Genomic DNA, 11,384 nt, shown 5'->3' with positions numbered 1-11,384 from the left:
CCGTTTCACGGAAACGGCGAACCGCTCTATCCTTTTGTTTTTACGCAATTCCGGACGGAAAACCGCTCACACTTTTCCTGGAATTGCTCGAAGGCTCAAACTATGCGTGCCAGATCAAATGGCAAGGACGCCAGACCTTGGTCCGGCGCCCTGCGCTTGCGTTCGGATCAGGCCCTTACTCGCCCGGGCCCTTGCAGGCCACGATCTGGTCCTTGGTGTAGGTCGTCCAGTCCGGGATGGAGATCGAGACCGGCCATTCGGGGCTGAGCGAGGGGTCGACGACGCTCTTCAGCTTGGCCTTGCCTTCCTCGGTGGCGTTCTCCCAGAGCTGCGGCTCGACCAGGACGGTCTGCTGCGCCGGCTTCTTGCCGTCGAGGATCTGCAGCGCGAGCGTCACGCCCGCGCCGCCGATCGAGCCGGGATTGGTGACGGCCGCGCCGACCAGGTCCTTGACCGAGCTCAACTGGCCGACGAAGCCGGCATTGTCGGCGCCCACGACCGGCACCATCGGCGCCTGCTGCTCGACCAGCGCGTCGACGATTACGTTGTCGATGCCGGAGGTCCAGATGCCGTTGATCGGCGTGCCGGTGGCGAGGAAGGACAGGATCTGCTGCTTGGCCTGGTCCTGCTGCCAGCCGGTGAAGACTTCCTGCGCGACCTTCACATCGGGGAATTCGGCGAGTGCCTTCTTGAAACCTTTGTCGCGGTCAGAGTCGGCCGAAGCGCCGGCGGCGCCGCGCATATAGAACACCTCGCCCTTGCCGCCCATCTGCTGGAACAGCCACTTGGCGCCGAGATAGGCATACTGTTCCTGGTTGTTGGAGATGATGTAGGCGGACGGTTCGGTCACCGCCTGGTCGACAGCGACGACGACGATGCCGGCCTTGGTGGCTTCCTCGAGGCCTGCCTTGATGCCGGCCGGATCGGCCGGGTTGACGACGATGGCGTCGACCTTGGCGCTGATCAGGTTGCGGATGTCCTCGAGCTGGCCGGCGGCGTCGGTGTTGCGGTGAGCGATGTTGAGCTTCGCCACTTCACCGGAAGCGAGCGCCTGCGCCTTCATCGCGCAGATCATCTCCTCGCGCCAGCCATTGCCCTGCACTGTGTTGGAAATGCCGATCGTGTATTTGCCGGCGGCGGCCGAGGCGCCTACCGAGGCGAGCAAGGCGGCGCCGGCAAGTAGCGAGGCCACGGTCAGATGTCTTTTCATGTCAGTACTCCTCCACATTGATCTTTTCAGTTCGGTCGATTGTTCAGCTCAGTTCCAGGGCGCCGACATGGTCGGCGCCAAGCTTTTCGTCATTTGACGAAGGGGTGCAGCACGTCGCGGGCAAGCAGGAAGCCGCGCTTGACCTTTTCATCCGTCCCCTCGAAGCGCCGGTCCTCATGCTCGATGATGACCGGGCCGTCATATCCGGCCCGGTAGAGGCCCGAAAAAATCCTGCTCCAGTCGATGTCCCCAAGCCCCGGCATGCGCGGCACCTGCCAGCCTATGCCAGCCGAGAGGATTCCGCGCTCGTACAAACCATCATGATCAATCATCAGGTCCTTGGCATGCACGTGCAGCATGTTCTTGCCGAACTCGCGGATGAAGCGCTCCTTGTCGATCATCTGCCAGACGAGATGCGAGGGGTCGAAATTCATGCCGACATCGCCGCCCCAGGCTTCGAGGATGCGGCGCCAGACGTAAGGCGAGTAGGCGATGTTGTGCCCGCCCGGCCATTCGTCATAGCTGAAGATCATCGGGCAATTCTCGAAAGCGAGTTTCACACCGTGTTCGCGGGCGTGGGCGATGATCGCCGGCCAGACCTTTTGCGCGTCCTCCCAATTGGCGTCGACAGTCTTCGAGGCGTCGCCGCCGCAGAAGGTGTTGACCAGCGAGACCCCCATGCGGCTCGCCAGCACGATCACCTTCTTCAGGTGACCGATCACCGCCTCGCGATGCGCCCGGTCGGGATGGAGCGGGTTGGGATAGAAGCCGAGGCCCGAGATGGCCAGGCCCTTGCCGGCAAGCCCGGCGGCAATATCCTTGGCTTCAGCGGCCGAGATGTCCACATCGATATGGCTGGTGCCGGCATAGCGGCGGCTGGCCCCGGAAGTCTTCGGCCAGCAGGCGATTTCCAGCGCCTCGAAACCGGCCGAACGCGCCCAATCGGCGACGTCGCCGAGAGCAGTATCCGGAAATGGTGCCGTGAGCAGTCCAAGTTTCATGATGCCTCCCAATACCAAACTATGCAGATCGAGCCGGCTGGTTCAATGGCGCCTCTGTTGGCCCAGAGCAGACTTGTCTGACGAAGCCCATCGGATCGTTCGAGAGCAGGCCGTCGAGGCCGGCGACGACATGCGCGCGGAAAGTCGCGTTGGCGGCCAAGGACGGGTCGAAGATAGCGTCGATTGCCAAGATCGCGTCGGCGAGCAGTTTGCTGTCCGAACCAACGCGGTCGGCGATCGCCGCGATCCTGCCGGCGAAGGGGTCGGACACCTGCCAGGCGCGGCCGAAGCGCGCCGATGCCTTGATCAGATAGGCCATCCAGCCTGCCACGGGAACCGAAAGAAGCTCGATGCTCCCACCCTTCACCAGGCGGTCGCGGATCGGGTTGAGCAGGCGCTGCACGATCTTCTGCGAGCCGTCGGTGGCGATCTGGTGATTGCGGTGGCGAATCGCCGAGTTGGTGAGGCGCGACAGGCTCTGCTCGACATAGGCCGCCGGCGCAATGCCGGAGACCGGCATCAGCGTCGGCAGTGTTTCCTCGGTCAGCATGCGGCGGACGAAGCCTGCCAGAAGCGGGTTGGCTATCGCCTCGAACGTATGTTCGAAACCGCCCAAAACCCCGAGATAGCTGAGCGTCGTCTGGGCGCCGTTCAGCACCCGCATCTTGAGATGCTCGAACGGCGTGACATCGTCGACGAAGGCCGCGCCGACAAGGTCCCAGCGCGGCACGCGTCCGGCGAAGCGGTTCTCGATCACCCATTGGCGGAAACGCTCGCCGACCACGAGGGCGCTGTCATGGTAGCCATAGCGCTGCTCGACCGTATCGATATCGGCCGCGGTCGTCGCCGGCGCGATGCGGTCGACCATGGCCGAAGGGAAGGCGACATTGGCTTCGATCCAGTCCGCCAGCTTGCCGCCGCGCCGCTCTGCGAACGCACGCACGACATTGCCAAGAATGGTGCCGTTGGTGGGGATGTTGTCGCAGGACAGCAGCGTCACCGGGCGGCCATGCGTGGCTATGCGCAGTTCCAGCGCCTGTGCCAGGATGCCGGGCACGCTGCGTGGCGCTTCCGGATTGGCGAGATCGTGCGCGACATCGGGATGCTCAAGGTCGAGCGCGCCGCTCGACGGGATGTGGCAATAGCCTTTCTCGGTCACCGTCATGGTGACCATCTCGATCTCGCGCGAGGCGAGCACGTCCAGCGCCGGCGCGGCATTGTCCTGGCTGTCGACGACGCGCATGATGCTGCCGATGACGCGCGCCTCGACCTCGTCGTTCTGGCGGATCAGCCGCGTGTAGAGACCGTCCTGCCGCCCCAGCGTGTCGGCAAGAAGGGGCGGGCGGATGTTGATGCCGATCAGTCCCCAGCGGCCGAAATCCTTCGCCAGAAGGTCGTCGGTGTATTCGGCCTGGTGGCAGCGGTGGAAGGCGCCGACGCCGAGATGGGCGATGCCAGGCTTGAGTGCTGCGCGATCGTAAGCCGGCTTGCGGACTTCGGATGGCAAGCGGCCGAGCAGGGCAGGGCTGAGGCTTTCGGGCGATGACGCGCTCACCGGTTGGCTCCGATCACCCATTGCTCCTGGTCGACCAGCGTGCCGGTCATCGGACCGGCGGCGTCGGAGAGCAGGAACACGGCAAGATTGGCTATGTCGGTCACGGAGAACAGCCGGCCGAAGGGCTGCGTCGCATTGGCGGCGTCGAGCCAGCCCGAACCCTGGCCGAGCGTGTCGGCCTGCATGATCCGTTCGGCCGGAGTGTCGGTCCAGCCGACATTGATGCCGTTGACGCGGATGCTGTCGAAGCGGTGGGCGTTGGCGGCGTTCTTGGTCAGCGTCGCCAGAGCGCCCTTGGTGGCGGAATAGACGGCAAGCTCCGGCGTGCCGCAATGCGCGTTGATCGACAGGATGTTGACGATAGCGCCGCCCTGTCCGCGCTTCTTCATGTCGGCGATCGCCGCCTGCATGAGGAAGAAGGGCGCGCGGGCGTTGACCGCAAACAGCGACGCCCAATCGTCGAGCGTGGCGTCGGTGAAGGACGCGCGATCGGTGAGGCCGGCGGCGTTGACGAGACCGTCGATGCGGCCGAAGCGTTCAATGCAGGCCCCGGCCAACCGCGCCGGGGCCTCGGGATCGCCAAGATCGGCCGCAGCGAAGGCGGCAGCAGCGCCCATGGCCGTGAGCTCGGCGGCGACAGCATCGCCGCGCTTCTGGTCCCGGCCGGTGATCAGCAGGCCGGCGGCGCCGGAGCGCGCAAGCGTCTCGGCGGTCGCGCGGCCGATGCCTTGCGTCGCGCCGGTGACCAGCACCACCTTGCCGTCGAGACGAACCTCCATTCCTCCTCCCGGAACAAAGTTTCCATTTTTACAAATATGGAACGATAATTCCCGTTCGTCAATCGTGCTAGGGCGGTTCACCGTTCCATGGAACCGGTGAACCGCTCTATCTCCTTGTCTTTCGCAATTCCGGACGGAAAACCGCTGACACTTTTCCTGGAATTGCTCTTGTCAATCTGTCCGGCGCGCGACGACGCCATGGACCAGGGCCATGCCGACCGCGAGCGAGGCGGCTAGCGAACGGAAGCCGCCAAAATCCTGCTCGACCACTTCCAGCCAGGTGTCGGAGAGTTTTGCCAGCGGCGAAAATGTGCTGTCGGTGATGGCGAGGATGCGCGCCTTGCGCTCATGCGCGACGGCGACGAGGTCGGGCGTGATCGAATTGTAGGGGCTGAAGGAGACGGCGAGCACCGCATCGCGCGGCGTGATGCAGCCGACCTGGTCCAGCGCGGTCGAGCCGACATTGTCGACCAGCACATTGCGCACGCCCTGCTGCGACAGCGTCAGCGACAGATAGGTGGTGACGGGAAAGGCGCGCTTGCTGCCGATGACATAGATCAGATCGGCCGCCGCCAGATGATCGATCATCGTCTCGAAAGCGGCGATATCGAAATCAGCGCCGATGCGGCCGAGCGAGGCCTGGCAGGCGCCGACCATGCCGTTGAGGAAATGCAGGTCGGCATTCGGCTCCTCGGCCCTGTCCGGGCTGCCTTGCGCATCCGGCCAGGAGCCCTTCATGCGATCCTTGAACAGGAGCTGGAAATCGGAAAAGCCGGAATAGCCGAAGATCTGGGCGAAGCGCACCAGGGTCGAGGGCTGCACGCCGGCCTGCTCCGCCACTTGCGCGATCGTGCCCAACGCAACCTCGCTCGGATGCTGCCAGAGGAAGATCGCCACCTGGCGAAGCCGTTTCGGGAAATGCACGGTGCCTGACGAAAGCACTGCACGCAGCTCTTCATAGGTTTGCGGCTTGGTGTAGCCAAGTGCTGCCAGTGATCGGCTCCTCTTCCTCGCTGCCGTCTCCAGGCTGTGCGAGGACGGCTCGTCGGCCGCCCTGCCGCGGCCGCTCATAGGTTATGCCTCATCGTGACCCCAACCATCGGATGCATTATCCGATCCCTGCCCACCGGATGCGGTCCGTCACCTGGACCGAGGTAAAAAAGCTAACGCGGTACAATCGTTTTACAAAACAAAAAATAGAAATATCATTCGAAAACAATCGTCGCCGGTCACAACATCCGCACCGACCGGCATATCGAACCTTGGGGAGGATAATCGCAATCATGGTCTATGCAACCGCCGATGGTACGTCGCGTCAACGCCTGCGGGTCGGCATGGTCGGAGGCGGCCGCAACGCCTTCATCGGCGCCGTGCATCGCCTGGCCATGCGGCTTGACGACCAGATCGCGCTGGTCGCGGGCGCGCTGTCCTCGGATCCGGAGAATGCCGCGGCCTCCGCCGTCGAGATTGGCATCGCGCCGGAGCGCAGCTATGCCGACTACCATGCCATGGCCAAGGCCGAAGCGGCACGGCCGGACGGCATCGAGGCGGTGGTCATCGTCACGCCCAACCATCTGCACGCACCGATCGCGACGGCCTTCCTCGAGGCCGGCATAGATGTCATCTGCGACAAGCCGCTTTCGACGACGCTTGGCGAGGCCGAAGCCCTGGTGGCGCTGACGAAAGCGAAGCAGCGCCGATTTGTCGTCACGCTCAACAACACGGGCTATGCCATGGTGCGCCAGGCGCGCGAAATGGTGGCGGCGGGCGAGCTCGGCCGCATCGTGTCGGTGCACGGCGCCTATATCCAGGACTGGCTGACCAAGCCGATCGACGCCGAGGGCCAGAAGCAGGCCGAATGGCGTACCGATCCGGCGCGCGCGGGCCAGTCTGCCGTGCTTGCCGATATCGGCGTGCATGCCTTCAACCTGGCAAGCTTCGTTTCCGGTTTCGAGGCGGAGGCGGTTTCGGCCGACCTCTTCACCGCCGTGCCCGGACGGCGGCTCGACGATAACGCGCATGTGCTGATGCGCTGGACAGGTGGGGCGCGCGGCACGATCCTCGCCAGCCAGACCTCGCCCGGGCATTACAACGACCTCTCGGTGCGCATCTATGGGGAGAAGGCCGGGCTCGAATGGTCTGGATCGCGCCCAGAGGAACTGCGTTTCTCGCCCTATGGCGAGGAGACGCGCACGATGATGCGCGGCGGCCATGGATCGACGGCGGAAGCGAGGCGCGTTTCGCGCATGCCGGCAGCGCACCCGGAAGGCTACATCGAGGCCTTCGCCAATTTCTACCGCGACGCCACCGACATCATCCGCGCGCATCGTTCTGGTAGCGCGGTCGATGCCGTGCGGGCAGCGCAGGTGCCCGATGTGGTCGACGGCGCGCGCGGCGTGAAGTTCGTCGCAGCGGCCGTGGAGTCGAACGCGGCTGGAGGTGCTTGGACGACTGCGAAATTTGAGTGAGGGCAATCGCACTCTTGACGGCTTGCCAAACTCAGCCTCCGATGGCCGCAAACGCAGTTTGATAAAGCCGCCTCGGCGAACCATGAAGCGCGCGCAGATCGAAGAGCAGAACCGTTACCTCCTGCGGCGCCAGCGCGAATTCCGCCAGGCCGCCGATGTCGTCACGCAGTCCTGGATGGCGTTCCCCGAGATCGAGGCGATCGCTGTCATCGGCTCGGTGGCGAAACCGCTCTGGAAGGAGATTCCGAGGTTCAGCGACTTCCGCCGCGCGGGTATCGAAGTTTGGCATGAATGCAGCGACCTCGACCTGGCTGTCTGGGTCGACTCGCAACACCGGCTTGGCGAGTTGCGCCGTAAGGGAGCCGCGGCGCTGCGGCAGGCGTTCGAGGCCGGGCTTGGCATCAGTGTCGCCGACCATCAACTCGACGTTTTCCTGTTCGAGCCCGGCAGCGACCACTACCTTGGCCGGCTTTGCTCCTTCAACCGCTGTCCGAAGGGAAATCGGGATTGTCTGGTTCCCGGCTGCGGGGCGATACCCTTCAACAAGCGCATCGCGGATTTCCGGCCCTACGCCGATTTGTTGGAGCCGGGCACATATTCTACCCTCTACCAGCGCGATCGCGGTTTACTGCGTTCAGCGCTTGAATTGCCGAACGTCGATGAGGCTGGCTAAGCGACTCCCGCAAACTAGCCCTTGATCGCGAGGTGCGTCCGGCGCGCCTCCCGTGAGCCGGTCAAGGTCGGGGCCGCCTGGGCGTGGAATGCTTGGGCGGCGCGTCATTCTCATCGGGATTGGGGATCGGCGCCTCATCGGGAAGCCGATCCGGATCCGGCTCGCGCATCGGCTTGGGTTCCGGGATGGGCGGAGGCGTGGGCACCGGCGTTGGAGACGGGTCCGGATTGGGGAGAATGGCCATCGCTTTTTCCTTCCGCTCGGCGCCTTGGCAGGCTCTGCGCGATCCCGACAAGCGGGATGTCCTGCCCGACCTGAAATGAGGCGATCGCCGCATTCAGACGGTTTCGTCAGGAGCGATCGGCGGCGCAAGCTGGCAGAACGGCCGCGCCAGCGGATGGTTCCCACACGATCGCGCCGCGAGATTGCGACAGGTGACGATCAAATGATTCCGCGGGTCCGTTTCGGCCCTTGCCGGCGTTGGGCGGCGCCTTAGTTCCCAGTGTGGGCGGGTGATCATCTGTCGATACAGGAGACGGCCGTGAAGCACCAAACCCTTGACCAAATCAACGCCGTTGCCGACGTTCACGCCGAAGCACCGGCTCTCATCGCCAATCGGGGCCAGCGCCTTGAGCGCTGGGCGCAACTTCTCGAACAAAGCCCCAGCCGCCGCCTCACGGCGTTGGCGGGTACCGAATACGCTCCACCCGACGTGCGTGAAAGAATGCGCACCGACGGATCGGCGATCACCGTCGCATTCGAAGATCCGATCTTCCGTGCGCAGGGACTGCAGGATGACACCTACGGCGAAGCCAAGCGCTTCTTCGAGATGAGCGACTGGCAACTGCATGAGGTTGTCTGCCATTGCCATGTCGGCGCCAACATGCCGGCAGGCTGGGCGGCATCGCGCGTGCGCGCGGCGGTCTCTCCGGGTGCAGGCATCCTTGCGTGGCTGAGAGCTGTGTTCATGCACTAGGCGTGCACCTGCGCACCGGGGCGTTGGTTCGAGATCTTGATAGGAGTAACGGAGACCTGGCGAGTTCTCCGCCCTCCTTGCGTTAGCGGTCGATCTCGCCGAAGACGATGTCGAGCGAACCGATGATCGCCGCGACATCCGCCACCATGTGCCCGCGAGACAGAAAATCCATCGCCTGCAGATGGGCGAAGGATGGCGCCCGTATCTTGCAGCGATAGGGAATGTTGCCGCCGTCGGAGACGAGATAGACGCCGAACTCGCCCTTCGGCGCCTCAACCGCGGCGTAGACCTCGCCACGCGGCACGCGGTGGCCTTCGGTATAAAGCTTGAAATGATGGATGGTCGCTTCCATGGAGCGCTTCATGATGGCGCGCGGCGGCGGCGTGATCTTCTGATTGGCCACCGCGACTGGACCCTGGCCATCGGCTGAGCGCAGCTTCTGCAGGCACTGCCGCATGATGCGCACCGACTGGCGCATCTCTTCCATGCGTACCAGATAGCGGTCGTAGCAGTCGCCGTTCTTGCCGACCGGGATATCGAACTCCATCTCGGGATAGCATTCATAGGGCTGTGCCTTGCGCAGGTCCCAGGCGGCGCCCGAGCCACGCACCATGGGCCCGGAGAAACCCAAGGCCCATGCGTCATCGAGCGAGATCGCGCCGACATCGACGTTGCGCTGCTTGAAGATGCGGTTGTCGGTGAGCAGGCCTTCGAGATTGTCGCAGACCTTCAGGAACGGATCGCAGAAATTCCAGATGTCGTCGAGCAGCTCTCCCGGCAGATCCTGGTGCACGCCGCCGACGCGGAAATAATTGGCGTGCATGCGGGCGCCGGACGCGCGTTCATAAAACACCATCAGCTTCTCGCGCTCGGCGAAGCCCCAGAGCGGCGGGGTCAGGGCGCCGATATCCATGGCTTGCGTGGTGACGTTGAGAAGATGCGACAGCAGCCGCCCGATCTCGCAGAACAATACGCGGATGAGTTGCCCGCGTCGCGGAACCGATATTTCCAGCAGCTTTTCGGCGGCAAGGCAGAAGGCATGCTCCTGGTTCATCGGCGCGACATAGTCGAGCCGGTCGAAATAGGGCAGCGCCTGCAGGTAGTTCTTGTATTCGATCAGCTTCTCGGTGCCGCGATGGAGCAGGCCGATATGCGGGTCGGCGCGTTCGACGATCTCGCCGTCCAATTCAAGCACCAGCCGCAGCACGCCATGCGCGGACGGGTGCTGCGGCCCGAAATTCAGGGTGAAGTTGCGGACTGCGGCTTCGGTCATGGCGACCTCCGCAAGATTGAGGATCGAAGGCGACTGTGGCCGTTCGGCCGGGTCATGCCTCTAAAGCGCGTCGCGATCTTTCAGGTTCGCTCCCTGCGCTTTAGGTTCTTGATTCTGCGCATGTCCTTTGTCCCGAAACCGGTTCCCACTTTCGGGAGACATGCTTTAGGTCAGGCCGTCGTCTGGATGACCAGCGTCAGCGTGCCGTCACCGTCGATGTTGGCTGCGACGACCTGCGAGGAATTCAGTCCGTTCGCATGCAGGACCGACGTCGCCTCGGGCGAGGCATCGACCGAGTTCTGCAGCTTGGCCAGCTCCTTGGCCGTCGTCCTGGTGACTATGGCCTCCGCCTGCGCCTTCACTTCCGAAGGCAGGTCCTCCATCGCCACCACGATGATGTTGGTGACGTTCTGGGCGGCATGGTCCTGGCCGGGCTGCGGCTGGCCGGGCTGCGGCTGGTCTGGAATGGGTTCTTGAGCAGGAGGCGGGGCTTGCGGCGGCTGCGGATCGGCGCGTTGAGCAGAAGCGGGCTGCGCCAATGCCATTGCCGACAGCGTCAGGACCATGGTCAAGGTGCGCATCGTCTTTCCTTTCGATCTCGAAATCTGACGACACAACCCCCGGGGCCGGGTGATGGTTCCAGGAAAGCCGCGACAGCGGCGACTTAGAGCAATTCCAGGAAGAGTGTGAGCGGTTTTGCGGCCGGAATTGCTTCAAAAACAAAGATAGAGCGGTTCGTGTTTCCGTGAAACGGTGAAATGCTCTAAGAGACGCGCATCGTCCGGAAGGTGACGGAGTAGCGGTGTTGCGCGACAGGCGGGATGGAGTGTTCCCACTCGTTTCGCGACGGGCCGGCCATGAGATAGACCGACCTGGGCTCGACGTCGATCGTTTCACGGTCCCATGCCGCGCCGCTCTTGCGGCGCAGCCGGAAACTGCAGGGCGCCAGCAGGGAGACGCCGGCGACCAGCTCGAAATGCAGGCTTGTCGCGATGCCAGCCTATGCCGGCGCCCGGGCGATATTCGTTGATGAGCAGCTGCGCGAATTCGCTCGCCGGGATGCCCGCGAATTCGGCGACCTTGGCGCGCAGCGGCAGCAGGAAGTCCGGAATGGGCGGCGCTTCGAGCACCTGGCGACGCTCATAGTCATAGCGCAGGCCGAAGCCGACGACCTGCCTGTTGGCTGGATGGCCGTGAAAATCGAACGGCTTGAAAGGCAGGCCGCGGATATGGCCGACCAGTGCGTGCTCTTCGTCACGGGTGATCAGTTCCGGCTTGTAGGAGAAGCCTTCGGGGAGGTTTGCGGGCAGCGCGGGCGCACCAAAGAGATCGCCCTGGCGGGCGCTCTCCCTGGTCGGGCGTTTGGCTGATGACATGCGGCTCAGATAGGCGATCGGAGCACGTGTGCAAGGCCGCTCACGGCCCGCGGAACCTGGAAGATGCGTGAAG

At 64.0% G+C, this 11,384-nt stretch carries 10 protein-coding genes and 1 pseudogene; 3 read left to right on the top strand and 8 right to left on the bottom strand.

The genetic code is table 11. The features are described 5' to 3' along the window. Positions 1–175: 175 nt before the first annotated feature. The 5 genes from EJ068_RS08630 to EJ068_RS08610 form a co-directional block, all read right to left on the bottom strand. Positions 176–1,210, bottom strand: a complete 1,035-nt coding sequence (locus EJ068_RS08630; RefSeq protein WP_126081249.1) for an ABC transporter substrate-binding protein — start codon at positions 1,208–1,210, stop codon at positions 176–178. 89 nt (positions 1,211–1,299) lie between these two features. Beyond that, positions 1,300–2,211 carry a sugar phosphate isomerase/epimerase gene (locus EJ068_RS08625; RefSeq protein WP_127249472.1) on the bottom strand — a complete coding sequence of 304 codons (912 nt, stop codon included), beginning with the start codon at positions 2,209–2,211 and terminating at the stop codon, positions 1,300–1,302. Positions 2,212–2,230: 19 nt separating this feature from the next. Next, positions 2,231–3,766, bottom strand: coding sequence for a mannitol dehydrogenase family protein (locus EJ068_RS08620; RefSeq protein WP_245463380.1), 1,536 nt, complete (start codon positions 3,764–3,766; stop codon positions 2,231–2,233). Then, positions 3,763–4,545 carry an SDR family oxidoreductase gene (locus tag EJ068_RS08615; RefSeq protein ID WP_127385982.1) on the bottom strand — a complete coding sequence of 261 codons (783 nt, stop codon included), beginning with the start codon at positions 4,543–4,545 and terminating at the stop codon, positions 3,763–3,765. The genes EJ068_RS08620 and EJ068_RS08615 overlap by 4 nt, the downstream gene beginning before the upstream one ends. Positions 4,546–4,716: 171 nt before the next feature. Beyond that, positions 4,717–5,616 (bottom strand): MurR/RpiR family transcriptional regulator, encoded by a 900-nt coding sequence (locus EJ068_RS08610; RefSeq protein WP_127253775.1) that lies wholly within the window; start codon positions 5,614–5,616, stop codon positions 4,717–4,719. A 212-nt stretch (positions 5,617–5,828) separates the two neighbouring features. On the opposite strand from EJ068_RS08610, the gene EJ068_RS08605 reads away from it, so the two are divergent. The 3 genes from EJ068_RS08605 to EJ068_RS08590 all read left to right on the top strand — a co-directional run bounded on the left by EJ068_RS08605 (position 5,829) and on the right by EJ068_RS08590 (position 8,662). Continuing rightward, positions 5,829–7,013 carry a Gfo/Idh/MocA family oxidoreductase gene (locus EJ068_RS08605; RefSeq protein ID WP_129554515.1) on the top strand — a complete coding sequence of 395 codons (1,185 nt, stop codon included), beginning with the start codon at positions 5,829–5,831 and terminating at the stop codon, positions 7,011–7,013. Between the two features lie 82 nt (positions 7,014–7,095). Beyond that, positions 7,096–7,686, top strand: coding sequence for a hypothetical protein (locus tag EJ068_RS08600; RefSeq protein ID WP_127253777.1), 591 nt, complete (start codon positions 7,096–7,098; stop codon positions 7,684–7,686). Positions 7,687–8,227: 541 nt separating this feature from the next. Continuing rightward, positions 8,228–8,662, top strand: a complete 435-nt coding sequence (locus tag EJ068_RS08590; protein ID WP_127385981.1) for a hypothetical protein — start codon at positions 8,228–8,230, stop codon at positions 8,660–8,662. A gap of 82 nt (positions 8,663–8,744) precedes the next feature. Here EJ068_RS08590 and EJ068_RS08585 read toward each other — a convergent pair whose 3' ends face one another. The 3 genes and pseudogenes from EJ068_RS08585 to EJ068_RS08575 all read right to left on the bottom strand — a co-directional run bounded on the left by EJ068_RS08585 (position 8,745) and on the right by EJ068_RS08575 (position 11,311). Further along, positions 8,745–9,935, bottom strand: coding sequence for an NADH-quinone oxidoreductase subunit D (locus EJ068_RS08585; RefSeq protein WP_127249164.1), 1,191 nt, complete (start codon positions 9,933–9,935; stop codon positions 8,745–8,747). 170 nt (positions 9,936–10,105) lie between these two features. Then, on the bottom strand, positions 10,106–10,516 hold the full coding sequence (locus EJ068_RS08580; protein ID WP_127249165.1) for a hypothetical protein: 411 nt from the start codon (positions 10,514–10,516) through the stop codon (positions 10,106–10,108). Positions 10,517–10,698: 182 nt separating this feature from the next. Then, a pseudogene (locus EJ068_RS08575) lies at positions 10,699–11,311 on the bottom strand (alpha-ketoglutarate-dependent dioxygenase AlkB). Between the last annotated feature and the right edge of the window lie 73 nt (positions 11,312–11,384).

The sequence above is a fragment of the Mesorhizobium sp. M2A.F.Ca.ET.043.02.1.1 genome (assembly GCF_003952405.1).
Taxonomy (GTDB): Bacteria; Pseudomonadota; Alphaproteobacteria; order Rhizobiales; family Rhizobiaceae; genus Mesorhizobium.
This window is presented reverse-complemented; position numbering and strand designations above follow the sequence as displayed.

Excerpts from the sequence above, each read along its gene's own strand:
- EJ068_RS08630 (WP_126081249.1), bottom strand. The coding sequence starts at position 1,210 with ATGAAAAGACATCTGACCGTGGCCTCGCTACTTGCCGGCGCCGCCTTG.
- EJ068_RS08625 (WP_127249472.1), bottom strand. The coding sequence starts at position 2,211 with ATGAAACTTGGACTGCTCACGGCACCATTTCCGGATACTGCTCTCGGC.
- EJ068_RS08615 (WP_127385982.1), bottom strand. The coding sequence starts at position 4,545 with ATGGAGGTTCGTCTCGACGGCAAGGTGGTGCTGGTCACCGGCGCGACG.
- EJ068_RS08610 (WP_127253775.1), bottom strand. The coding sequence starts at position 5,616 with ATGAGCGGCCGCGGCAGGGCGGCCGACGAGCCGTCCTCGCACAGCCTG.
- EJ068_RS08605 (WP_129554515.1), top strand. The coding sequence starts at position 5,829 with ATGGTCTATGCAACCGCCGATGGTACGTCGCGTCAACGCCTGCGGGTC.
- EJ068_RS08600 (WP_127253777.1), top strand. The coding sequence starts at position 7,096 with ATGAAGCGCGCGCAGATCGAAGAGCAGAACCGTTACCTCCTGCGGCGC.
- EJ068_RS08585 (WP_127249164.1), bottom strand. The coding sequence starts at position 9,935 with ATGACCGAAGCCGCAGTCCGCAACTTCACCCTGAATTTCGGGCCGCAG.
- EJ068_RS08580 (WP_127249165.1), bottom strand. The coding sequence starts at position 10,516 with ATGCGCACCTTGACCATGGTCCTGACGCTGTCGGCAATGGCATTGGCG.